The sequence below is a fragment of the Ruegeria sp. R14_0 genome, from assembly GCF_017743975.1.
GTDB lineage: Bacteria > Pseudomonadota > Alphaproteobacteria > Rhodobacterales > Rhodobacteraceae > Ruegeria.
The window spans coordinates 153,113-175,712 of the sequence record NZ_JAGHRC010000003.1 but is presented as its reverse complement, the minus strand read 5'-3'; the positions used below and the strand labels follow the sequence as shown (position 1 = coordinate 175,712).

Below are 22,600 nucleotides of genomic sequence, written 5' to 3'. Positions count from 1 at the left end.
AAGAAAAACGGGTAAACGGGTGGCCGAATCACTTCTACGCGCTAATGATTCGGTTCAATCGAATCACCCATCCCTGCAGGAGCATTGAATGGCCGCCAAAGACACGACCGAAGATCGCAAATCCGAAGAGCAGGAACAGGAAATCTCGCTGGACATGAGCCAGGCCCAGGTCAAAAAGATGATCGCCGAGGCCCGCGAGAAAGGTTACATCACCTACGACCAGCTCAATCAGGTTCTGCCGCCTGATCAGGTGAGCTCGGAACAGATCGAAGACGTTATGTCGATGCTGTCCGAAATGGGCATCAACATCATCGAAGATGAAGAGGCCGAAGAGGAAGAGAATAAAGGCTCGACCGAACTGACCACGACGGAAAGCAACCGTGAGGTTGCTTTGGCCGGGGCGGCGACCGAAAAGCTGGATCGCACTGACGACCCGGTGCGCATGTATCTGCGCGAAATGGGTTCGGTGGAATTGCTGAGCCGTGAAGGCGAAATTGCCATCGCCAAACGGATTGAGGCCGGCCGCAACACCATGATCGCCGGTCTGTGCGAAAGCCCACTGACCTTCCAGGCGATCACCATCTGGCACGACGAACTTCTGTCAGAAGACATTCTGCTGCGCGACGTCATTGATCTGGAGGCCACGTTCGGCAACCAGATGGACGAAGACGGCGACGTGGAAGAACCGGTCGTCGACACCTCAGCCGTGCAGGCCGCCAAGCCAGCCAAGGACACAGGCCCTGAACTGGACGCCGATGGCAATCCGCTGAACAATGACGACGATGACGACGACGACGATCAGGCCAACATGTCGCTGGCCGCGATGGAAGCCGCGCTCAAAGATCAGGTTCTGACCACGCTGGAACGCATTTCGACCGACTTCGCCATGTTATCGGAAATGCAGGACAGCCGGATTTCCGCGACCCTGAACGAAGACGACACGTTCTCGGAAAAAGAAGAGGCGACCTATCAACAGCTGCGGTCTGAGATCGTCGAACTGGTGAATGGTCTGCATCTGCACAACAACCGTATCGAAGCGCTGATCGACCAGCTTTATGGCATCAACCGCCGTGTCATGTCGCTGGACAGTGCGATGGTAAAGCTGGCGGATCAGGCCCGCATCAACCGTCGTGAGTTCATCGATGCCTATCGTGGCCGCGAGCTGGACCCGAACTGGCTGTCCGAGATGGCTGAAAAGCCGGGTCGGGGCTGGCAGATGTTCATCGAACGCTCGACCGCAAAGGTCGAAGAGCTGCGCAACGATATGGCTCAGGTCGGTCAGTACGTTGGTCTGGACATCCCTGAATTCCGCCGCATCGTGCAGCAGGTTCAGAAGGGCGAGAAAGAGGCGCGCCAGGCCAAGAAAGAAATGGTCGAGGCCAACCTGCGTCTGGTGATCTCGATCGCCAAGAAGTACACGAACCGCGGCCTGCAATTCCTTGATCTTATTCAGGAAGGCAACATCGGCCTGATGAAGGCGGTGGACAAATTTGAATACCGCCGTGGCTACAAGTTCTCGACCTATGCGACCTGGTGGATTCGTCAGGCGATCACGCGCTCCATCGCGGATCAGGCGCGTACCATCCGAATTCCGGTCCACATGATCGAAACGATCAACAAGCTGGTTCGTACCGGTCGCCAGATGCTGCACGAGATCGGGCGCGAGCCGACGCCCGAGGAACTGGCCGAAAAGCTGCAGATGCCGCTTGAGAAGGTTCGCAAGGTGATGAAAATCGCCAAAGAGCCGATCTCGCTGGAAACGCCGATTGGCGATGAAGAAGACAGCCAGTTGGGCGATTTCATCGAGGACAAGAATGCCGTGCTGCCGCTGGACAGCGCGATTCAGGAAAACCTCAAGGAAACGACCACACGGGTACTGGCCTCGCTCACGCCGCGTGAGGAACGGGTTCTGCGGATGCGCTTTGGCATCGGCATGAACACAGACCACACGCTGGAAGAGGTCGGTCAGCAGTTTAGCGTGACCCGCGAACGCATCCGTCAGATCGAAGCGAAAGCGCTGCGGAAGCTGAAGCATCCCAGCCGGTCGCGGAAACTACGGTCCTTCCTGGATCAGTAAACAGAAAGGCGCCTCGGTTGAGGCGCCTTTTTTTCACGCAGCCCTCACGGTGGCGGGATCAGGCTTCAATTTGGCGAGAACTCACAAGGCATGTGACCCATGTGACCTTATCTGGGCCTAGTCCACTCATGGGACAGGCCGGGGCGAGGCTGTGCCGCTGACGACCCCCGGCCACCCGCTGCTTTGGATCACAGATCTAAACGGCCACGAAAAGCGCTGGGGGCTTGGCCGGTCCAGCGCTTAAATGCGGTCGAGAAAGCCGGTTGGTCGGCGTAACCCAGCGAATATGCAATTTCCGACAAGGGCATCCCGTTGGTGATGAACGTCTGTGCCAGGTCCGAACGCAGGTCCTCGACGATCTCGCGATAGCTCGTGCCCTCATTGCTCAATCGCCGCGCAAAGGTGCGCGGGCTCATCCCAAGGTTCGAGGCCGCATCTTCGGCCTGTATGATTGACCCAGGCAGGGAGCGTGTGATCAGCCCCTCGACCTGCGCCCTTAGTTTTTGCTTGGGTTCCCTGTGCTCGGCGAGAATGCGGTCGCCATAGGCCAACAGATGTTCCCGTAGGCTTGGGTCATAGGTTGGCACCGGCAGGTCCAATGAGGACAAGGTCAACACGATTTCCAACCGCTCGGCCCCAAAACTTACCGGAAAACCTGCGAGCTTTTGATAGTTTTTGCCGATATCACCCACCTCGTGCTGAAACCGGATTTCGATGGGAAAAAAAGCGGTCTGCGTCAGCGTACGCATCCGGGCAAGAGCCGCAAAAATCAGAAACTCGGTCCGGCGGTGGTACCGGGCAAAACTGGCGTCCTTCCACTCTGCCTCAATTGAGGCAAAGTTCCCGGCAACCCGCAGGCTTAGGTGCAGCGCCGGGTCAATCATGCCGTGAAACCGGGATGAGTTTTCCACCACCTGCTTTAGATCGCGTGAGTACTTACTGATGTAAGCCGTCAGGCTTGAAGACGCGTTGAATGCCAGTCCGGCCTGTGCGGCAAAAGTGGTGTCGTGAAGGGCATCGCAGGCATAGCGAGCGAACAGGGCCTCTTTGTGCGCGCTATAGGCTGTCGAGGGTGGTTCGATATCGGCGCGCCTCAGGCCTGATTTGGCCAGCACGCGGTCCACGATCGCAGGGTCTGTGGCCCGTTGATCCAACGTTCTGGACAAGACCTGAATGCGGGCGATGTCGACGTCCATTCTCAAAACCCATGCTGTTGATCGGCTGCACCTGAATATAGGGGAAAGCGAAGCATATGGCATCTATTCAAATAATATTGGCCGTGTTTCGCAAGACCGCAGCCAAACGGGTACCTATTTTTCGCTTGCTGTCGGGTCGCGATCTTTGAGGGGATGAGGTCAGAGCCCGGTTCACCACCGTAGGTTCCCCGACAGCGATGAGGCTTCCGTGTCGCATTGTCTGTCGCGCGCCCTGGTGCCAAATTGCGTCAGCAGAGTTCGAGCGGACGTATCCGGCGTGACCAATCACACAACAAACCTAATCGAAGGGCAGGATTTCATCGTCTTCGACGGCGAATGCGTTCTTTGTTCGGGCTTTTTTCGGTTCATGGTGGCACGGGACAAAGCCCAACGGTTCAAATTCGCAACCGCGCAATCGCCTTTGGGGCAGAGGCTGTATTCCGACCTCGGCTTGCCAACCCATGATTTTGAAACCAACCTTGTGGTCACGGATGGCGTGATCCACCAGCGTTTGGATGCATTCGCAGCTGCAATGCGCCGCTTGCCCGGCATCTGGCCGGCTTTGTCTGTCTGCAAATGGCTGCCTCGGTTTATCAAAGACCCGCTCTACCAAGCGATTGCACGTAACCGGTTTGCGATTTTCGGACGATCCGAGACGTGTATGGTACCTGATGCGGCCCTCCGGTCTCGCTTTCTGCCCGAGGGGTTCTGAGTGCATCCCGATCCTTTTCTGCAAGCCTTGCCCAAGGGAACGGAACTGCCCGAGGCGGTGCGTGCGTTGCACAGCGTCTGCGGCCAGTACTCGGGTCGTTGCACGATCAAAGCTGGGGGCGGAATGCTGGTTGCGTTGGCCTTGCGCTGTGCGCGCATGCCGCCGGACGGGCGGGATGTTGAGGTCAAGGTTTCGATCACAAGGAACGGCGCAGGGTGGCTGTGGACGCGCGATTTTGGTGGTCATACCACGCGATCCCGGCTCAGCTTTGATCACCGTTCCAACTGCGTGCGCGAACGGTTTGGCCCGGTGTCGATTTGGCTGAAGCCGGTTTCTTCGAACCATCTATTATCCATCCAGATTCTCGGGCTTAAGTTCCTTGGAATACCCTGTCCCAAGCCGCTTTTGCCGCGCTCAAAAACAATTGAATGGCAAGATGAGAGCAACCGATTCAGGTTCGATGTGTCAGCCGAGATGCCGGTTCTGGGCCCTTTGATCCGCTATCAGGGTTGGTTAACGTCTGATCACGAGCAAAAGGGTTAGGGCTGAATTGATTGTGATCCGGCTTTGTCCGGTGGGGATGTACACTATTTCAGAAATTACCTCGAAACAGGAAAGAGTATGATTATGAAACAGGTTATGACTTTGGCGGCGGCTGCCGCAATCTTGCTGAGCGTGCCCGCTACGGCCTCTGCAGCGCGAAACGGGTTTCAGACCGTCGCACTGAACAACACCGAGTTCGAAGTGATCCCGCGCGCGCGGCGCGACGTCGACGGGTATTGGTGTGCGGCCGCGGATTTCGCTCGCCGGACCCTGGGCGCAGGCTGGCAGGATCGAATTTACGTTGTGCGTGGCTATGGCCCCAGCGAGGCAACAGGTCGTAGGACATCTGTTCGGTTCTCAATCGCGCCTCCCGCAGGTGGTCAGCCGCAGCAGGGCAGTTTCTTGACTTCCGGCTTTAATCCCGGTGAAAGCATGTCCGTTCAGGGGGCCAATGGGCGCTGTAACGTTCGTCCGTTCTTCAACTGATCCATAGCGATCGACAAATGCAGACCGAGTTCATTATTTCGACGGATGGTCCGGGGTTGTACGAATTCACCTCGGACGTGCGCAACTGGCTCAACTCGGTCTCAGGCGATGGGTTGCTGACACTGTTCGTGCGCCATACCTCATGTTCGCTGGCGATTCAGGAAAACGCCGACCCCGAAGTGCAGACGGATCTGCGCGCTTTTTTCGACAGGTTGGTGCCGCCGTCTGATCACCCAGCGATGGCTTATCTGCGCCATACCTACGAAGGACCCGACGATATGCCCGCCCATATCAAGGCGGCTTTGTTGCCTGTTTCGCTGTCTATCCCTGTGTCGGGAGGCCAACCTGTATTGGGAACTTGGCAAGGCGTTTACCTGTTCGAACACCGTACTGCAGCGCATAAACGACGGGTTGCGGCACACTTCGCCTGACCCCTTTATCTTGCGTTGAAAAATTCCGACTACCCAAACCCTAGCGGCTGCCCTATAGTTGTGGATAAGTAAGCCGTAGCGCTTACAAATGGAGGCGGTACTAGGGACGAGGAGACGGCGGATGCGCTGCCCGTTTTGCGGAAATATCGACACTCAGGTCAAAGATTCTCGCCCGGCAGAGGATCACGTAGCCATTCGCAGGCGCCGGTTCTGCCCTGCGTGCGGCGGCCGTTTCACGACCTATGAGCGTGTGCAACTGCGCGATCTGGTGGTGATCAAAACCAACGGAAAGCGCGAAGATTTTGATCGGGATAAGCTGGAACGCTCGATCCGTATCTCGATGCAGAAACGCCCGATTGAGCCTGATCGCATCGACCAGATGATCTCGGGCATCGTGCGCCGTCTGGAAAGCATGGGTGAGACCGATATCCCATCCAGCAAAATCGGCGAGATCGTCATGGAAGCTCTGGCGCGGATCGATACCGTCGCCTATGTTCGCTTTGCGAGCGTATACAAGAATTTCCAGGCGGCCGATGACTTCGAGGAGTTTGTCCACGAACTGCGCCCGCCGCAGCCTTCGACGGACGAGTGAGCGAAACAGATAAGCGATTTATGGCGTTGGCCCTGTCTTTGGGTCGACGCGGTCAGGGGACGTGCTGGCCAAACCCAGCGGTCGGTTGCGTGATCGTGCGCGACGGGCGAATTGTGGGGCGGGGCTGGACCCAACCAGGTGGCCGCCCGCACGCCGAGCCCGTAGCGTTGGCGCAGGCCGGAGAGGCCGCGCGCGGAGCGACGGCATATGTCTCGCTTGAACCTTGTTCTCACTATGGAAAGACACCCCCGTGTGCCGAGGCTTTGATTGCCGCAGGTGTCGCTCGGGTCGTCTGTGCGATAGAGGACAGCGATCCTCGCGTAGCCGGGCAAGGGTTTGCCATGTTGCGCGAGGCCGGGATCGACGTAACGACGGGCGTGCTGGCCGAAGAGGCCGCGCGCGATTTGGCCGGTTTCTTTCTGAAAACCGAACAAAGTCGTCCCTTTGTCACCCTAAAACTCGCCAGCAGCTTCGACGGCCGGATCGCCACGGCCACGGGCCACAGCCAATGGATTACTGGGCCAAAGGCGCGTCGTGCCGTACACGCGATGAGGGCGCGACACGATGCGGTGATGGTTGGAGCGGGTACTGCACGTGCCGATGATCCCTCGCTGACCGTGCGGGATATTGGGGTCGAGGCGCAGCCGGTTCGGATTGTGGTCTCTCGCCATATGGACATTCCATTGATGGGACAGTTGGCGCGCACGGCCAAAGACGTACCCGTTTGGTTGTGTCACGGCCCTTCGCCGGATGCCGAACGCGCCCGCGCATGGGAAGGGGTCGGGGCAAGGCTGTTGCCCTGCGCGCTGGACGATCACCAGATCGACGCCGCAGATCTGCTGCATCAGTTGGGGCAGGCCGGTCTGACCCGCGTATTCTGCGAAGGCGGAGCTGCTTTGGCGGCCTCGTTACTGGCCGCAGATCTTGTGGACGAGTTGATCGGCTTCACCGCTGGTCTGGCTATCGGGGCCGATGGGTTGTCGGCTATTGGTACGCTCGGGCTGGATAAACTGGACGCAGCGCCCCGGTTTGAGCTGATCGAGACGCAGGTGATTGGGCCGGACGTGATGCATCGTTGGGCGCGAGCCCTGCGCTAACGTCGCCAGACATGCGCATGGGTCGCGAATGCGCCCTGCAATTTTGACAATAAGCGTACCATCGGGCCGCCTGCAGGAGCGTTGTTTTGTGCAAGACGATCGACCGCAACCTCGACCGGGCAGGGCTCACCAGTGGTTGGGTCCATGTATCGGGGGTAATCGATCAGGGCGGCGTGAACCAAGCCCAACAGGCTGGGCCGAGCGCCGCGACGCGCCGGAACGTTGCCCAAATCGTTCGTCAGCCCCCAACCGGCATAGAAAGGTGCGCCTAGCGTGGTCACGCGAACCCCGCGCATCAACGCTTCGAACCCCAGCAATGAGGTCATGGTCCAGACCTCCTGAACCTCTGGCAGCAGGGCAGCTGGATCGCAACTGGTGGCGATGACATCTGCCAGGTCTGTGGCGTCCAATTCACCATCGCGCAATCGGGCCTCAACATCCGGGTGAGGTTTATAGATCAGGACGGCGTTCGGGTTTGCCTCGCGAGCGGCGCGCAGCAGATCTGCATTGGTACGGACAGTGCTGGTGCCCAACAGGATCGAGGCGTCGTCTTCGACCTGTCCGGGAACAAGGATGCGATGCCCTTCCGGCAAATCAGGTGCGTCGCCGCCCGTGTTGTATTTGGTGATCCGAGAGGCCACGATTTGCGAAATCAGTCTTTCAGCGCGCAATTCCTGATCGGGCCTCAGGGTTTCTCGGGCAGCGATCATATCTTCCAACTGGCTGGGATGCGTTGGGTCGTAGTAGATGCCCCGGTCATCTGTTGTCAGCGAAAGCGGTGGTATCAGGCTGGCTCCTAGCCCACGCGACCGCAGGAAACCATCCTCGATCCGGACCGCGTTTTCGGTACCGCGGACCTTGCTGGCCCACACCATATGCGGGCGGTCAGACCGCGCCGGCTGGTCCTCGGTAAATCGGATCTTTTTCTCGCGTCCGAACATCTGTTGCAGGTGCTTGCGCTTCCACAAGCGCATACCAGACGCGGTCCAACCCTTGTGATCCTGCCGCCAGACGCGTGTCTGCGCTTCGAGCGCGTCCAGAACGGTTTCCAATTCGCAAAGCTGGTCGCGGTATGGATCGTACCATGTGGGGTACAAGACCATCGCAGCGGCAAACAATTGCGCCCGTGTCAGGCTGCGCTGGCGACGGGGCAGGGGGTCTTCGTCCTGCGTCAGCCCCCATCCAGCGTAGAAAGGCCGGCCAAAGACCCGGGGTTTGTGCCCGGCCAGGATCGCCTCGAACCCCATCTGAGACGACAGGGTATAAACGCCAACCGCGCCTTCCAGCAGCGCCCATGGACTGAAAGCTGTGCCAAGGATGGACACGCGGTCGGACTGGTCCGCCTCAGAGAAATAGCCCGAGCGATGCTCGGCAATCGTATCAGGATGCGTCTTGATCAGAACGCGGGCGCCGGGGTTTTCCTCTTGCGCCATGACAAGCATTTCGCGGAACCGTGCTGCATCGCCCTTGCTGGCTGTGACGGCTGCATCGTCGCGCGCCTGATCCACTACCAGCACATAACCGGGATCGGGCGGTGGTTCCGTCAGATCGAAGGCCGAATACTTGCTGAGATGCAACTCGCGCATCCTCTCGATTCCGCCGCGCGCACGGTTCAGAAGGGCGGTGTCGTCCAGCGGATGTGTGGCCAGCAGCGTTTCCAGATCAGAGGGTTGCTCGGGGTCGAAATGCAGACCGGACCGGTCCAGTAACAAGCCCAAGGGGGCTTCTCCGCTGCGTCCGGGATGCAGGGAACGCAGAAAGGCGTCCTCGACCCGAAGAACCGGCGCATTGTGCCGTTCGGCCATGCCAAGGCCGCGGTGCGCCGTTGGGCTGTTGCCCCACACCCCCACGACGTCCCCGTCTTTGGGGCGCCCCAGGCTGATGTCATAACCGGACAGGGACAATATGCGCCGAATGCGGCGAGATGTCAGGAAACCACCATTGTAAACAAGCAGCCGGGTGCGTTCTGACCCGGCTGTCGTTTCAAAAGACATCAGTTGCCCGTCAGCGTGGCAACGTTGGCCAGCGGTGTAAGGCCACCTGAGATCAGAGAGATAGACTTGGTCCACTGCGCATAGGGGGCTTCGGTCACATATATCGTGTCACCGTCGCGGATCACGAAGTCCCTTGCCAAAAACAGCCCGTTTGGCGCGGTCAGGTTCAACAAGTAAATCATACGCTGATCGCCTTGAAGGCTCGGGCGGTTCATGACTTTGCGCGCAATGTCCTGACGTTCATCACGTAAAACAAAAATCCCGGTTGGATCCGACGACAACGACAACAGACCGCCAACCTGCGCCAAAGCTTCAAGCGCAGAAAGGTCCTGGGTGTCGAAGGCGACCCGAGATTGCCCGCTGGTCGCGCCAAGGGCGATGTAGGACCGGCTGTCAGCTTCAACCAGAATGCGGTCACCGCCGCGCAGCGCAACATCCAGCTTGGAATTTCGGAACAGATCTTCGTACCAGACGGTTCCCCTTTGATCGCCCCGGATCAGCGTCACAAGCGCGATGTCCGCGCCAACGGACACCCCGCCTGCTTCTGAAAGCATGCCTGAAAGGGTACGGGTCGGAAGTTCAATCGGATAAAGGCCGGGGGCACCAATGTTGCCCGTCAGAGAAACAGTTGCGCCATCTCCGGCCGTGCGACGAACTTCAACCTGTGGGTCAGGTGTCTGATCCTGCAACTTTTGTGTGATCAGTTGCCGCAATTGTTCGGGCGTATTGCCCGCCGCACGAACACGACCCGCATAGGGAACAAATATGAACCCGTCATTGTCCACCTGCACTTGCTCGAGTGTTGTCGCAGCCCCGACATCGCTCGACAACAGGCCGTCATCGACGTTTTCCCAGACCGTGAGGCCCAGAACGTCACCGGGACGTACGACATCTGCGGTCAGGCTGGGCGCGCTGGTGAAAGCGGATGAAAAACCGAATTGCGGGACCGCGGATGTAGCCCGCGCCACCCGATCATCAACTTCGACGACAAATGCATTGCCACCGTTTTCCACGGCTCCTGCCAGAATCTCGTTTTTGTTGGGACCTGATTTGGGAAGCTGACATGCCCCCAGAAGGCCGATCAAGGCCACAAGGGAAGCCCCTCGTACCCAACGAAATGGAATGCACTGCACTGCCGTAAATCCTCGGTCGTCTTTTGTTTGCGACAAGTTAGCCTGTTCGATGCGCAACATCCAGCACCAAGCCACCCGTGTCAGTCGACGAGTTTCAACTGTGGCGGCGGTGCCGCGTTGCCGGACAATACCGACTGATAGGGGTCGTGGTTCTGCAGCATCAAATCTGCTGCGCGGCGCAGCAGTTGTCTTCGGCCGCGCAGGGAATAAAAGCCGCCGGGTAACTGGCTGGTTTTCAGAAGGAATTGCCGATACAGCCTATACGCCTCGTGATCGGGCATATCCGGGTCCGAAAAGAACTCGGCAATGGACTGTTGGGACACAAACTCCGGTTTGTCGTAGACGGATCTGCCGAAGCTGCGCAACGGAATGCCGCGCCACAGAACCTGTTGTCCGGCGGTTGAGTTGATGGTCACGGCCGAGTTCGCATCGTCGAGCAGTCGCGCAAGTTTGCCACCGGGCACATAGTGCACCCGATCCGCCACCTGATGTGCGTGAGCGATTTCGCGGGCCTTGTCGCGCAAAGGTTCCCGGTGGTTTTCCAACGGATGCTCTTTCAGAACCAACCGGTGGTGGCGCGGAGCGCCCTTTGCAAAACCTGAGATCACGTGCTCAAGAAAGTCAGACATACAGGTGTAATCCGAATGCGCTTGGACCGAGCTGTCATGCCCCAATTGCAATAGGGCCAGGTGATAGGGTGCGCCGCTATGGCGTACGCGGGCTGTGGCCCAAGCCCGCCGAATTCTGTGAAACGGCATCAGCGCTAGGCGTTTGAAATACAGCCGAAACTCTTTGGAAACAGGCAGTTCCCGATGCGGTTTGAAGTTCGGATAGCGCTGGTTCAGAAACAGGACGAACCAGTGGTAAAGCGCACCGTAAAATATGTGCTGCCTCATATCGCCCCAATGCGACGGAGGGGGTGGGGTCTGAGCATCGGATTGGTCCAGCGCGCATTGCATCTGCGCGACATCCAGTTCCATCAGGCGCGAGTTTCCGTTCGCCCCGGCACGTTCATAGGTCACCCACCAGGGACGCAGGTAACCTTCCTCAAACACGTGAACTGTCACGCCCATCGCTTGCGCCACCTCGATGGCGCGGGCGTGATTGGGGCGGGTATCTCCATAAAGCACGATATCCGTGATGCCGCGCGACCGGATCAAGTCTTGCAGCATGTCGGGCCATGTCTCTGGGTCCTCCAAAAACGGGACATAGCTGCGCCGTTCGAACCAAAAGGCTTGATCGCCCGCATTAAAACCCACACGCAGAACGTCGGCCCCGGCCGCGCGCAATGCGCGGGCCAAGGCGCTAAAGAACGGGCCGTGAGGTCCTTGCAGAAACAGGAACAAGCGGCGATGCGAGCCCGCGGTGAGTGATGGCATCCGTGCTGCTCTTTTTTGTTTGGTTCGGAATTTATGCCCTTTTATGCCAATCCCGGCAAGGCAGGGCTTGCTCGCAGGGCTGCATAGGCTTACCTCGATGTGGAAAACTAGGCACAGGTTAAAGGCAAAGGGTAAAGGCAATGTTCACAGGGATCATCACCGATATCGGCACGGTCACCGAGTTGGACCAGCAGGGCGATTTGCGAGCCCGGATCAAAACGGACTATGACACTGCGAATATTGACATTGGCGCATCCATTGCCAGCGACGGGGTCTGCCTGACCGTGATCGACCTTGGCGATGACTGGTATGACGTACAAATCAGCGCCGAGACGGTTTCGAAAACCAATCTGGACAAATGGGCGGTCGGCAAACGCGTCAATCTTGAGCGCGCCCTGAAGGTCGGGGATGAGTTGGGGGGCCATATTGTGTCGGGCCATGTCGATGGCGTGGCCGATGTGGTTGCGGTTAAGGATGAAGGCGACAGCACCCGCGTGACACTGAAGGCGCCCGAAGACCTGGCGCGGTTCATCGCCCCCAAGGGATCGGTTGCGTTGAACGGGACGTCTTTGACCGTCAACGATGTCGACGGCCGCGATTTCGGCATCAACTTCATTCCGCACACCAAAGAGGTGACGACCTGGGGCGATGTCTCGGTCGGTGATCGGGTGAACCTCGAGATTGATACTCTGGCCCGTTATGTCGCGCGCCTGAACGAGATGGCCTGACCGCAAGTTTCGACGCCGCGTTTTGGCAATTCGCACCACCAAGTGCTCTGGCTTTTGAGCGCTTGGTGGTCTATCAGCCGTTCAAACATGCTCTTTCGAAAGGCTGCTCTATGAGCTTTGAAACACCCGGCCCGGTCGAGGCCCAGCTGCGCGATGCGATCAGCCCGATTGAAGATATCATCGAAGAGGCGCGCCAGGGCCGGATGTATATTCTGGTCGACCACGAAGACCGTGAGAACGAAGGCGATCTGGTCATTGCCGCCGAATTCGCGGACGCGGCGGCGATCAACTTTATGGCCACCCACGGGCGCGGCCTGATCTGCTTGCCGATGACCGCAGAGCGTGTCGAAGCGCTTGGCCTGCCGATGATGGCCGTCAACAATTCATCACGTCATGAAACCGCATTCACCGTGTCGATCGAGGCACGCGAAGGTGTGTCGACCGGGATATCTGCCGAAGACCGTGCGCTGACCGTGGCCACTGCGATCAACGAACAGAACACCATGGCCCAAATAGCGACGCCGGGTCATATCTTCCCACTACGTGCAAAACGGGGCGGGGTGCTGGTACGCGCCGGCCATACCGAGGCAGCCGTTGATATTTCCCGTTTGGCTGGGCTGAATCCGGCGGGTGTGATCTGCGAGATCATGAAGCCTGACGGAACCATGGCGCGCCTGCCTGATCTGGTCGAGTTTGCCAAAGAGCACGACATGAAGATCGGAACGATCAGCGATTTGATCGCCTACCGGTCGCGAAATGACAATCTGGTCGTCGAGACCTCGCGCCAGACCGTGACTTCTGAATATGGTGGCGTTTGGGAAATGCGCCTGTTCACCGATCAGACCCACGGCATCGAGCACGTTGTCCTGGTGAAGGGGGATATCACCACGCCTGAGCCGGTCCTGACCCGTACCCATGCTTTGCACGAAGCCCCTGACATTCTGGGCCTTGGCCCGAAATCACCGATGGAATTGCCGTGGGCCATGAAAAAGATCGCTGCGGAAGGGCGCGGGGTCGTCTGCTTGTTCCGCGAACCACGCAATGCGCTGTATGCGGCCGAGGACGAAGGTCCCCGGACCATCAAGCAGACTGGTCTGGGTGCGCAGATCTTGTCCAAGATGGGCATTCAGGAACTGGTCTTGCTGACCAATACACCGGAAACGAAATACCTGGGGCTGGACGCATATGGTCTGTCCATCGTCGGTACCCGTTCGATACTCGAGGATAACTAATCGTGGCTGAACAAGACAAACACGGCGTGCTGCCGACCCCGACCTTCGACAAGCCGGTTAAACTGCTGATCGTGGTGGCCCCGTTCTATCGCGCGATTGCGGATAATCTTGTGGCGGGGGCCAAAGCCGCGATCGAGGGCGCAGGCGGAACCTGCGAGGTCGTCGAAGTCCCGGGCGCGCTCGAGGTTCCCACGGCCATCGCGATGGCGGATCGCCAGTGCAACTTTGACGGCTATGTCGCGCTGGGTTGCGTTATCCGCGGTGAAACCACCCATTACGAGACGGTGTGCAACGATTCCAGCCGTGCCATCCAGTTGATGGGTCTGCAGGGGCTGTGCATCGGTAATGGCATTTTGACCGTCGAGAATGACGATCAGGCTGAAGTCCGCGCAAATCCCGAAAAGATGAATAAAGGTGGCGGAGCAGCCGCTGCGGCCTTGCATCTGATCGCGCTCAGCCGTAAGTGGGGCTCTTCCAAAAAGGGCGTTGGTTTCAAGCCACCGTCCGAGTCCATCCTAGTGGCGGGCGACAACAACGGACCCACGACAGCATGACCCAGACCGACGCGCCGAAACCGGCCAACCAGAAACGCCTGATGAAATCCGCCGCCCGGCTTTATGCCGTGCAGGCCCTGTTCCAGATGGAGCAGTCGGGCCAGACGACCGAACAGGTTGTGAATGAGTTTCTGGATCACCGTTTCGGCGCTGTCTATGAGGGCGAGGAAATGCTGGACGGTGATATCCGCCTGTTCCGCAAGATGGTCGAGGATGCGGTGAACTATCAGGCCCCCATCGACCAGATGACCGACCGCGCGCTGGTGGCCAAATGGCCCATCGCACGGATTGATCCGACGCTGCGCGCTACGTTCCGCGCAGCCGGAGCTGAACTGACGCAAAGCGACACGCCGCCCAAGGTCGTGATCAACGAATTTGTCGACGTGGCGCGCGCGTTCTTCCCGGAAGGCAAAGAGCCGAAATTCGTCAACGCCGTTCTGGATCACATGGCGCGTGAGGCGCAGCCCGAGGCGTTCTGATCAAATCAACCCGGCGAAATGAATAAGACGCAGCCACAAAATCAGCTGCGCCTGAACGTTAACAATATACACCAAAATTGCGCCTTCGGCCTCCACCACTCACAGTTTTATCCCAAGACACCAGTAGTTTATCGGAATGACAAGCAGGTGCCAGCTATCGATTTCGATAGCCCGGCGGAGTAATCAGCCCAAGTTGCATCGCACGGACAAGCGCTGCCTCGCGGGTCGGCGCGCGCAATTTGTCACGTGCGTTTTTCAGATGTGTGCGCACGGTGATTTCCGACAGGTTCAGCAGGTCGGCAGTCTTGTCGTTTCGGTGCCCAAGGGCCAGCAAGTTCATAACCTGCAATTCACGCAGAGTCAGATCCGGTGCGGCAGGGGCGATGCTGGCGATGTCGTAGACACGCCCATGGTTGCTGGGAATATCCGCTCCCAGATTGGTCGCCAGCACGGTGGCCAGAATGCGCATTTCGCGTTGGCGGTCCGTCATCTGGGTCTGGGCGTCCGGATTGTCCGATTACAACACGACCAGTTTGGCTTCGTTATCGGGGCAGGGCACCACCAACGAGTAGAGATGAATGTAGCCCGCCTTCTCAAGATCATGGTTCAAAGCCAGCGCCTTGTCCGAATGACCATCCGCTACGTTCAGGCTTGCGGCCTGCACGCAAAGGCTTTCCTTGCCGTTCTGAACCTGCGCGAGCATTGGGTCCGCTTCGGCGTAACCTTCGGTGTCGTAACGGTTCAGCCACCCTTTTGACATCGAGCTTCGCACCCAGTGGATCGCACCGGTTTCAGGTGTAAAGCAAACCAATTTCAGGGCATTGAACCCGATCTCGGTAAGCCGGTCTAACGTGAACTCCCATCGTTCTTGATCATCGTGAAGTCGCGAGAGTTGTTCGAGAAGATCAAGTGTGAACAGGCTAAGGGCATTCATTAAAACTCCAGAATTAATGTCGCACCCCGAGCGCTGCGGTTTACTCTGAAAGACCATGCGCTATCATGAATGTATCAGACAAGGAGCTTTGTCATGCCCAAACTGATCCGTCTCTACATCACGCAAGTTGCCTGGGGTTTTGTGATCTCGGCCGTGTTCGTCGGCGTGCTATTGGGTTTCAATGTGGGCAACCTGCGCGGCCTGATCCTGGGATCCGAAATCGGACTGATCGCCCTTGCCATGATCTGGTTTATGAACGGGATTGTCTTTGCAGGTGTTCAGTTCGCCTATGCAATCATGAGCATGGCTGAAAAGCCCGACGGCCCGCGCGGCGGAACCCCGATCGCGCATGGTTTCCGGGCGGCGTTGGTTCAGCAGGAAATCGAAAAGAAAAGCCGGGCGCTCTGACTGCAGTTTCGTAACTTAAAACACGGGTTTGAACCGCTCGGGGATGACAAATGTGGTCTGACCGCTGAATTTCGCGTGTCTCCAGATTTGGCGTTTCTTTTCTAAACGCCATCTCCGTTTCATTTGCATCCGCGGGCGACCAAACGAAAAATCGGTGCGTTCTGGAGGGCCAAAGTCTGCGAAGCCTTGAAGTTCTGCGTCGACCTGTTCGGCAGATTGCATCCAGCCGGCACCTGCCACGCCCCCGAATATTTCTGAGTCCGCGTTGGTGACGTGCTGATAGCGTAGCTTTTGACGCGCTAAGAGGGTGTCGCGATCAAAGAACCGCAAGTGAAACAGAAAAAGTTCCGAGGATAAATTTAGATGGGGATAGTCTGAATAGTGTTGACCAAGACTCCACCGAATGGGTTTTCGGATGATGCAAGGTTTGCAATATACGGCATTGGCCCGTCCGTGAATGCGTTGTTCCAAAACAGGGCGACTAGCGTCTAGCGCGGGTTCTAGGTCAACGCGGTGTACGACTTCTATAGCGAAAGGGGTAATCACCTCTTCGCTCGTTCGCTGTTGGATATGCTTGACCGGGTTGTCACCAACCAGAGGGTCCAGAACGATCAATTCATCCACATCCCCGCCCATCACAACGTCAAACTTGTAGGTCAAGGAACTGACGAACTGAGACAAAAAACCCCAACGTCTTTTGTCCCAACCGCGACCGGGCTGGCATTTAGGGCGCACAAATCCAAAGGGGGTGTGGCGGGACCACCAGTCAACCGTGCGGTGTGATTCCCGAGGACCTGTATGTACAGGTGGGCGCCAGGTAATCAGGCCAGGACCTGAACAGAGCCAGCCCCCTCGGAATTGCTTAAGGCCACCAGAATGCTACCAATCACAAGAAGGGCAGAACCCGCCACGGGCCTAGGTAGGGTGTGCGGCGGGTTTGCGCAAGGGGTCAGGCGTCAACTGGTTCGTGTAGGGCTTTGCGCATCTTGTCAAAATGCTCATCCCAGCCGCTGTCCAGTGACAGGATCAAGCCAAAGGCTTCTGCGTTTTGCGGCAAGCCCTCATGCACCAATCCCAATCTTGTGCCACCGGGGACAGCGTCCAGCGTCCACTTCACGACGCTAACAGTGTCGCCCAGGGGTTTGATAGTAAAGGTATATTCCAGGTATTCAGGTCGGCGGGCTGCGCGAACTTCTCCCCAGATCAACAGGTCGCCACTGGTGGTTCCGAACATCTTAAGCTTTTGACCGGCGGTCAGCGGGTGTTCGGGCTTGTGAAACCACTCGGCCAGTCGATCTGGTTCTGTCAGAAAGGCCCATACCGTTTCAGGCTCGGCCCGCAGAAAGATCGCTTTTTGCAGAATAGAATTGGTCATTTCTTTTTCCTTTCAATAGCTTCTTTCAGATTGCTCAGGCGTTCGTCCCAGAACTGGTCAAAATAGCGGAACCAATCGAGAATGGGGGCCATCCCCTTCGGCTCCAGACGGTTGATGCGCTCGCGCCCCTTGGCTTCGACTGTGATAAGGCCGCCATCGGACAGAACGGTCAGGTGCTTTTTGACTGCGGCGCGGGTCATATCGAACCGATCCGTCAACTGAGCGATTGTCATGTCCTGAGACGCGAGAAGCTGCACAATCTCCCGGCGGGTGGGGTCAGCAAGTGCACGGAATGCATTTTGAGTTTGCGTCGGCATGTGTTCCACCAATAGCGATACCATTTCGTATCATAATTAATGCAGTACCAAATGGTATCATGTCAAGTGGTGCCGTAATGCTTGATTTTTGTTCACGAATTGTTCACATTTTCCAAATGACACTGGATCTACAGCCCGGACAGAGACTGGCCCGTGGGGTCTCGCGCCACTTGTTGACGCATGGCTTTGTATCTGTTGAGGAATTTGTCCCGACACGCGGCCTGCGTGTCGACGTGATGGGCCTGGGGCCTAAAGGCGAGCTATGGGTGATCGAGTGTAAATCCAGCAGGGCCGATTACTTGTCGGACTCCAAGTGGCAGGGCTATTTGGAGTGGTGCGACCGTTTTTTCTGGGCGGTTGATACCGAGTTCCCGACCGAGCTGCTGCCGACGGAAACCGGCCTTATCATAGCCGATGCATATGACGCGGAAATTGTCCGTATGGCACCCGAGGATAAGCTTGCTCCGGCGCGGCGGAAGAAGATGATCCAGAAATTCGCAACAGACACCGCTCGCAGGCTGCAAGCGTTGCGCGATCCCAGACTGTAGGGCTCAGCTTTTGACGGCCCGGGCGGCTTGTGCGGCAGCGCGGATTTCGTCCGCAATCTCTTCGGCTTCTTCGGGGTCGAAATCCATCGGAATCTCGATGTTGTCGGCCTCGATGAACAGGCGCACCATTCCATGATCGGTCGGACCGATCTGCAGGTTTGCCTGAATGTCACGTTCGGTGTTGATGCCCATGTTCGCCTCCGGGACTGAGCGTTCGTGCTAGCGCGCAAAGGGTTGAGAATCAAGCCGCCTTTGCGGTCAGATAAGGTATGGATGAGGTTCAGATCAGACGCTTTCACGCAAACGACGCGCCGTGGCTGGTAGAACAGCATGGCCGCCTGTATCAAAGGGACGAGGGGTTTGATGACACCTTTGCGCCCTTGGTGGAGCGTATCCTTGGCGATTTCGTTGCTTCGCATGACCCGCAGCGCGAACGCGGATGGATCGCCGAACAGGCGGGTGCGCGGCTGGGCAGTATCTTCTGCGTTGCGCTGGACGATGACACCGCAAAACTGAGGCTGTTTCTGCTGTTGCCAGAGGCACGGGGGCAGGGGTTGGGCAAGCGGTTGTTGCAGACCTGTATGGCATTTGCACGTGGCGCAGGATACCGCGAAATGGCGTTGTGGACCCATGAAAGCCACCGGGCGGCTTGTGGGCTGTACAAGGCGTCTGGCTGGCAATTGACGGGCAGCAAAAACGTTCACTCGTTCGGGGTCGATCTTGTTGAACAAAGCTGGAAAATTCGTCTTTAATCCTCTTGCATTCCCCCGGCGCGTTCGGTAAATCGCCCCTCACGAGTGCCGCCTTAGCTCAGTTGGTTAGAGCGCTGGATTGTGGATCCAGAGGTCCCCTGTTCAAGCCAGGGAGGCGGTACCATCTCTCTCAAATCGTCAGCGTATTTGACACGTAAATCTGTGGGATTATTGCAAAAAAACCGGGCACAGAGACCCGGTTTAAGAAAGACGTAAGCGCCGGTTTTAACGCGCCAGGTTCAGTCGGAACCGCATCTTGGCTTTTCTGGCCGCCGGCAGGTGCCGGTTCAGCCGTTTGTTGATCAGCCCGAATGCACCCACGATCACCAGCGTCAGCAGGATGAAGTAGAAGGCGAGAATCGGGTAAGGTATGAACGGGTTGAACGTTTTGTCCGCGAAATAGCTGGCATAGTACAGCGCGTCACCGCGTTGCTGCCAGGCCGGGAAGGCCGAAAAGAACACCAGCGTGGTGGCGTGGAACAAAAAGATTGCCTCGTTCGTGTAGGCAGGCCACGCAAGGCGCAGCATCGTGGGCCAGATGATCCGGCGGAACCGCGACCAACCGGACATGCCATAGGCATCGGCGGCTTCGATATCACCCTTGGGGATCGAGCGTAGCGCGCCATAGAATATCTCGCCCGAATAGGCCGCAGTGTTTAGGAACAAAACGATCAGCGCCCCCAGCCACGCCGATGTCAGCGCGTCGAACATGGGATAGGACTTCTTCAGCGACAGGAAAAAGAAGTAAGCAAAGAAGAATTGGATGAACAGCGGCGAGCCGCGGAAGATAAAGATAAACCACTCGGACGGCTTGCGCAGCCATGTGTTGGTGGATGCTTTACCCAGGGCCACGGCGGTGGCCAGAAAGAACCCGGTCGCCAGCGCCATGATGCCAAAATAGATGTTCCAGATCATGCCCGAGCCGATCAGGGTGAACTGCTCACACAGAGTGAAATCGTTGCGCGGCAGCAGGCGCTCTCCAAGGCCAAGGGAGCGCAGTCCATAGTCCTGGATGGTTTCGATGCAGCTCATGCGGTGGTCTCCTTGCGCAGAAGCTCTCCGCCTGATGTGGCCTGACCGTGAGACAAGCGGCGCATCAATTTTTCAAGTCCGATTTCCGAAGCGCGGGTCATGCCGAGGTAGAAGATCAGAAGCGCCAGGAAGTACCACATGCGCCAGTCGCCATGAGGGTATTGCGTGAATTTCGAAGTCTTGGTGCCGCCCAGCTCCCGGGCCCAATAGACGATGTCTTCGATGCCCAGCAGGAACAACAGCGGTGTTGCCTTGATCAGCACCATCCACAGGTTCGACAAGCCGGGCAAGGCATAAACCCACATCTGCGGCACCAGGATGCGCCAGAAGGTCTGGCGCGGAGACAAGCCATAGGCAGCAGCCGTTTCCAGCTGTGCATGCGGTACTGCGCGCATTCCGCCAAACAGGACATTGGCCGCGAAGGCTCCGAACACGATCGAGAAGGTGATCACCGCCAGGAAAAACCCATAGGTTTCATGCACCCATTCTGGTGATGTGCTCAGCGGCAGTTTCGCCGATTGGCAGACGATAAAGTCGTTGCCCTGACGGATCGGGTCCGTCCAGTCGGGGCACAAAATCTTGTGGCGTGTCCATTCAAAAGCCTGATCAAGGGCGATGACGAAGAACATGAAGAACGCAATATCCGGCACGCCGCGCACAATGGCGATATACCCTTTGCCCAGCCAACTGACCGGCGGGATATGCGAACGGGCGGCCATCGCACCCACGAACCCGAACCCCAGCGCGACGGGCGCCGTGACGGCCAGCAACAGCAAGACCTTCAGGAACGAAAGGTAAAACGACCAGTGGACGCCGTTGGTGAGATAGCAGGAAAACCAACGAAACGTTCCCAGCGTATCGGGATCAGTGCAGAACGAGAAAATGGCGGGCCTCTTGAGGTGCTAAGGCTCAGCGGCGGCGCGCCCCTGTATTGGGGGCGCGCAACCTGGTTCAGATCAGAAGGTCGAGGACACTTCCCACTTGGTGATCAGTTCGTTCAGGCTGCCGTCGTCCTTCATGGACTGGATAGCCGTGTTGAACTTTTCTTTCAGCTCGCCATCCGACTCGCGGACACCGATGCCGACACCACCACCCAGCGGCACGTCTTCGGCAACAAAGCGCAGGTCTGCGTCTTCATTTGCAATTGGAGCCAGGAACGACTTGTCGGCCAGAACAGCGTCAGCTTCGCCATTGCGAACAGCCGCGATGGTTTCCTCGGGGCTTGCGAATTCGACCAGAGTTGCACCGGATTCAGCGATATATGCGGCCTGAATGGTGCCGGTCTGCGCAGCGACAACGCCGTTGGCGACGTCAACATCGTCCGAAACGGCAACGTAAGCGGACGGATCCGGCGGCGTGTAGTTTTGGGTGAAGTCGATCACCTCGTCGCGCTCGTCAGTGATCGACATGCCCGCGATGATAACGTCATAGTTGCCCGAGACCAGGTTCGGAATGATCGAATCCCAGTCATTCTTGACCCACTCGCATTCCAGGTCGGCGCGTTTGCACAGCTCATCGCCCAGCTCACGCTCGAAGCCGTCGATCTCGCCGGCGTCATTGATGAAGTTCCACGGAGGGTAGGCGCCCTCGGTGCCCATACGGACCGTGTCGGCCATCGCCATACCAGCGCTTAGCGCCAGTGCAGCTGTGGTCAGAACTAGTTTTTTCATTGGATTCTCCCCTAGTTAATTCTGTTCTGATTTTATGCCGCCTTGGTGGCGGATAGGAAGCCCTGAAGTCGCGCGGATTCAGGGGTCGTGAAGATGTCTTCTGGCAGGCCTTCCTCTTCGATCAGGCCCTGGTGCAGGAACACCACATGGCTTGAAATGTCGGCGGCCATTTTCATGTCATGCGTCACGATGATCATGGTGCGGCCTTCGGCAGCCAGATCCTTGATCACCTTGATAACTTCTTGTTCCAGCTCGGGGTCCAGCGCCGAGGTGGGTTCGTCGAACAAAAGCGCCTCGGGCTCCATGCACAAGCCGCGCGCGATTGCGGCGCGCTGCTGCTGACCACCAGACAGTTGCGCCGGGTAGACATCGCATTTGTCGCCGATGCCGACCTTTTCCAGATACCTGCGGGCGCTGTCCTCAACCTCGGCCTTGTCGCGGCCCATGACGGTTACGGGGGCCTCCATTACATTCTGCAGAATGGTCATGTGAGCCCACAGGTTGAACTGCTGAAACACCATCGACAGATTTGTGCGGATGCGCAGAACCTGCTTGGGATCAGCCGGACGGCGGTTGTGCGCGTTGCCGGTCCAGCGGACTGGTTCACCCTTGAACAGGATTTCGCCCTGTTGGCTGTCTTCCAGCAGGTTGCAGCATCGCAAAAGCGTCGATTTACCCGAGCCCGAAGAGCCGATCAGCGATACGACATCGCCGCGTCTGGCGGTGATATCCACACCCTTGAGCACCTCAAGATTGCCAAAGCTCTTGTGTAGGTTCTTGATCTCGATGACCGGAGTGGAATCTGTCACGGGTGGTCCAGCTGCTATTGGTGTTGGTGCGGTACTAGGGCTTAAAAATCAGCGCAATGCAATGCGCAAATGACAGAGAACAGGCTATTAACTGTCAAATTGACCAGACGTTCTGATCATTT

General features: G+C 57.8%; 28 protein-coding genes and 1 tRNA gene. 15 read left to right on the top strand and 14 right to left on the bottom strand.

Going from position 1 to position 22,600, the window contains the following annotated elements:
- Positions 1-88: 88 nt before the first annotated feature.
- The gene (rpoD, locus tag J7416_RS10655; RefSeq protein WP_209224751.1) at positions 89-2,077 is read left to right on the top strand and encodes an RNA polymerase sigma factor RpoD; all 1,989 of its coding nucleotides are present in this window, start codon (positions 89-91) and stop codon (positions 2,075-2,077) included.
- A 188-nt stretch (positions 2,078-2,265) separates the two neighbouring features.
- On the opposite strand, the gene J7416_RS10650 is transcribed toward rpoD, so the two are convergent.
- Positions 2,266-3,273: an AraC family transcriptional regulator gene (locus tag J7416_RS10650; protein ID WP_209224750.1), complete on the bottom strand. Its 1,008-nt coding sequence runs from the start codon at positions 3,271-3,273 to the stop codon at positions 2,266-2,268.
- A gap of 277 nt (positions 3,274-3,550) precedes the next feature.
- Between J7416_RS10650 and J7416_RS10645 the strand changes: the two genes are divergently transcribed.
- The 6 genes from J7416_RS10645 (at position 3,551) to ribD (ending at position 7,134) form a co-directional block, all read left to right on the top strand.
- Positions 3,551-3,985 carry a DCC1-like thiol-disulfide oxidoreductase family protein gene (locus J7416_RS10645; protein ID WP_209224749.1) on the top strand — a complete coding sequence of 145 codons (435 nt, stop codon included), beginning with the start codon at positions 3,551-3,553 and terminating at the stop codon, positions 3,983-3,985.
- On the top strand, positions 3,986-4,528 hold the full coding sequence (locus J7416_RS10640; RefSeq protein ID WP_209224748.1) for a DUF4166 domain-containing protein: 543 nt from the start codon (positions 3,986-3,988) through the stop codon (positions 4,526-4,528).
- 84 nt (positions 4,529-4,612) lie between these two features.
- A complete protein-coding gene (locus J7416_RS10635) occupies positions 4,613-5,014 on the top strand; it encodes a hypothetical protein (RefSeq protein ID WP_209224747.1) in 402 nt (133 codons plus the stop codon).
- Between the two features lie 17 nt (positions 5,015-5,031).
- Positions 5,032-5,445 (top strand): secondary thiamine-phosphate synthase enzyme YjbQ, encoded by a 414-nt coding sequence (locus J7416_RS10630; RefSeq protein WP_209224746.1) that lies wholly within the window; start codon positions 5,032-5,034, stop codon positions 5,443-5,445.
- A gap of 121 nt (positions 5,446-5,566) precedes the next feature.
- A complete protein-coding gene (nrdR, locus tag J7416_RS10625; protein ID WP_170324479.1) occupies positions 5,567-6,037 on the top strand; it encodes a transcriptional regulator NrdR in 471 nt (156 codons plus the stop codon).
- Positions 6,034-7,134, top strand: a complete 1,101-nt coding sequence (gene ribD, locus J7416_RS10620; protein ID WP_209224745.1) for a bifunctional diaminohydroxyphosphoribosylaminopyrimidine deaminase/5-amino-6-(5-phosphoribosylamino)uracil reductase RibD — start codon at positions 6,034-6,036, stop codon at positions 7,132-7,134. The genes nrdR and ribD overlap by 4 nt, the downstream gene beginning before the upstream one ends.
- Here ribD and J7416_RS10615 read toward each other — a convergent pair.
- The 3 genes from J7416_RS10615 to J7416_RS10605 all read right to left on the bottom strand — a co-directional run bounded on the left by J7416_RS10615 (position 7,131) and on the right by J7416_RS10605 (position 11,640).
- A complete protein-coding gene (locus J7416_RS10615; RefSeq protein WP_209224744.1) occupies positions 7,131-9,128 on the bottom strand; it encodes a capsular polysaccharide biosynthesis protein in 1,998 nt (665 codons plus the stop codon). The two genes, ribD and J7416_RS10615, sit on opposite strands and share 4 nt — an antisense overlap.
- Positions 9,128-10,261 (bottom strand): polysaccharide biosynthesis/export family protein, encoded by a 1,134-nt coding sequence (locus tag J7416_RS10610; protein ID WP_209224743.1) that lies wholly within the window; start codon positions 10,259-10,261, stop codon positions 9,128-9,130. Before J7416_RS10610 ends, J7416_RS10615 begins: the two co-directional genes overlap by 1 nt.
- A gap of 80 nt (positions 10,262-10,341) precedes the next feature.
- A complete protein-coding gene (locus J7416_RS10605; RefSeq protein ID WP_209224742.1) occupies positions 10,342-11,640 on the bottom strand; it encodes a capsular biosynthesis protein in 1,299 nt (432 codons plus the stop codon).
- A 140-nt stretch (positions 11,641-11,780) separates the two neighbouring features.
- Here J7416_RS10605 and J7416_RS10600 point away from each other — a divergent pair, with 140 nt between their 5' ends.
- The 4 genes from J7416_RS10600 to nusB all read left to right on the top strand — a co-directional run bounded on the left by J7416_RS10600 (position 11,781) and on the right by nusB (position 14,633).
- Positions 11,781-12,368, top strand: coding sequence for a riboflavin synthase (locus J7416_RS10600; protein WP_209224741.1), 588 nt, complete (start codon positions 11,781-11,783; stop codon positions 12,366-12,368).
- 110 nt (positions 12,369-12,478) lie between these two features.
- Positions 12,479-13,600 carry a 3,4-dihydroxy-2-butanone-4-phosphate synthase gene (ribB, locus tag J7416_RS10595; protein WP_209224740.1) on the top strand — a complete coding sequence of 374 codons (1,122 nt, stop codon included), beginning with the start codon at positions 12,479-12,481 and terminating at the stop codon, positions 13,598-13,600.
- A gap of 2 nt (positions 13,601-13,602) precedes the next feature.
- Entirely contained in the window at positions 13,603-14,154 is a 552-nt protein-coding gene (locus J7416_RS10590) for a 6,7-dimethyl-8-ribityllumazine synthase (protein WP_209224739.1), read from the top strand.
- Positions 14,151-14,633 carry a transcription antitermination factor NusB gene (gene nusB, locus J7416_RS10585; protein WP_209224738.1) on the top strand — a complete coding sequence of 161 codons (483 nt, stop codon included), beginning with the start codon at positions 14,151-14,153 and terminating at the stop codon, positions 14,631-14,633. The genes J7416_RS10590 and nusB overlap by 4 nt, the downstream gene beginning before the upstream one ends.
- Before the next feature lie 154 nt (positions 14,634-14,787).
- Here the strand turns inward: nusB and J7416_RS10580 are convergent, their stop codons facing one another.
- Both J7416_RS10580 and J7416_RS10575 read right to left on the bottom strand, forming a co-directional pair.
- Entirely contained in the window at positions 14,788-15,123 is a 336-nt protein-coding gene (locus J7416_RS10580; protein WP_209224737.1) for a helix-turn-helix transcriptional regulator, read from the bottom strand.
- A 27-nt stretch (positions 15,124-15,150) separates the two neighbouring features.
- Positions 15,151-15,567, bottom strand: a complete 417-nt coding sequence (locus J7416_RS10575) for an autoinducer binding domain-containing protein (protein ID WP_209224736.1) — start codon at positions 15,565-15,567, stop codon at positions 15,151-15,153.
- A gap of 93 nt (positions 15,568-15,660) precedes the next feature.
- Between J7416_RS10575 and J7416_RS10570 the strand changes: the two genes are divergently transcribed.
- Positions 15,661-15,975: a hypothetical protein gene (locus J7416_RS10570; RefSeq protein WP_209224735.1), complete on the top strand. Its 315-nt coding sequence runs from the start codon at positions 15,661-15,663 to the stop codon at positions 15,973-15,975.
- A gap of 15 nt (positions 15,976-15,990) precedes the next feature.
- Here the strand turns inward: J7416_RS10570 and J7416_RS10565 are convergent, their stop codons facing one another.
- From J7416_RS10565 to J7416_RS10555, 3 genes are all read right to left on the bottom strand, one after another.
- Positions 15,991-16,635, bottom strand: coding sequence for a hypothetical protein (locus J7416_RS10565; RefSeq protein WP_209224734.1), 645 nt, complete (start codon positions 16,633-16,635; stop codon positions 15,991-15,993).
- A 289-nt stretch (positions 16,636-16,924) separates the two neighbouring features.
- The gene (locus tag J7416_RS10560; RefSeq protein WP_209224733.1) at positions 16,925-17,350 is read right to left on the bottom strand and encodes an SRPBCC domain-containing protein; all 426 of its coding nucleotides are present in this window, start codon (positions 17,348-17,350) and stop codon (positions 16,925-16,927) included.
- Positions 17,347-17,667, bottom strand: coding sequence for a metalloregulator ArsR/SmtB family transcription factor (locus J7416_RS10555; RefSeq protein ID WP_209224732.1), 321 nt, complete (start codon positions 17,665-17,667; stop codon positions 17,347-17,349). Before J7416_RS10555 ends, J7416_RS10560 begins: the two co-directional genes overlap by 4 nt.
- Before the next feature lie 116 nt (positions 17,668-17,783).
- Between J7416_RS10555 and J7416_RS10550 the strand changes: the two genes are divergently transcribed.
- Positions 17,784-18,215, top strand: coding sequence for an MmcB family DNA repair protein (locus J7416_RS10550; protein WP_209224731.1), 432 nt, complete (start codon positions 17,784-17,786; stop codon positions 18,213-18,215).
- A 3-nt stretch (positions 18,216-18,218) separates the two neighbouring features.
- Here J7416_RS10550 and J7416_RS10545 read toward each other — a convergent pair whose 3' ends face one another.
- Positions 18,219-18,407, bottom strand: a complete 189-nt coding sequence (locus J7416_RS10545; RefSeq protein WP_209224730.1) for a DUF6324 family protein — start codon at positions 18,405-18,407, stop codon at positions 18,219-18,221.
- A 77-nt stretch (positions 18,408-18,484) separates the two neighbouring features.
- Between J7416_RS10545 and J7416_RS10540 the strand changes: the two genes are divergently transcribed.
- Positions 18,485-18,967 carry a GNAT family N-acetyltransferase gene (locus J7416_RS10540; RefSeq protein ID WP_209224729.1) on the top strand — a complete coding sequence of 161 codons (483 nt, stop codon included), beginning with the start codon at positions 18,485-18,487 and terminating at the stop codon, positions 18,965-18,967.
- Between the two features lie 47 nt (positions 18,968-19,014).
- A tRNA-His gene (locus tag J7416_RS10535) sits at positions 19,015-19,091 on the top strand.
- Positions 19,092-19,192: 101 nt separating this feature from the next.
- Here J7416_RS10535 and J7416_RS10530 read toward each other — a convergent pair.
- From J7416_RS10530 to J7416_RS10515, 4 genes are all read right to left on the bottom strand, one after another.
- Positions 19,193-19,999 carry an ABC transporter permease subunit gene (locus J7416_RS10530; protein WP_209224728.1) on the bottom strand — a complete coding sequence of 269 codons (807 nt, stop codon included), beginning with the start codon at positions 19,997-19,999 and terminating at the stop codon, positions 19,193-19,195.
- Positions 19,996-20,883 carry an ABC transporter permease subunit gene (locus J7416_RS10525; RefSeq protein ID WP_209225075.1) on the bottom strand — a complete coding sequence of 296 codons (888 nt, stop codon included), beginning with the start codon at positions 20,881-20,883 and terminating at the stop codon, positions 19,996-19,998. The genes J7416_RS10530 and J7416_RS10525 overlap by 4 nt, the downstream gene beginning before the upstream one ends.
- 72 nt (positions 20,884-20,955) lie before the next feature.
- A complete protein-coding gene (locus tag J7416_RS10520) occupies positions 20,956-21,669 on the bottom strand; it encodes a transporter substrate-binding domain-containing protein (RefSeq protein ID WP_209224727.1) in 714 nt (237 codons plus the stop codon).
- 32 nt (positions 21,670-21,701) lie between these two features.
- The gene (locus J7416_RS10515; RefSeq protein ID WP_170422024.1) at positions 21,702-22,478 is read right to left on the bottom strand and encodes an ATP-binding cassette domain-containing protein; all 777 of its coding nucleotides are present in this window, start codon (positions 22,476-22,478) and stop codon (positions 21,702-21,704) included.
- Positions 22,479-22,600 lie beyond the last annotated feature (122 nt).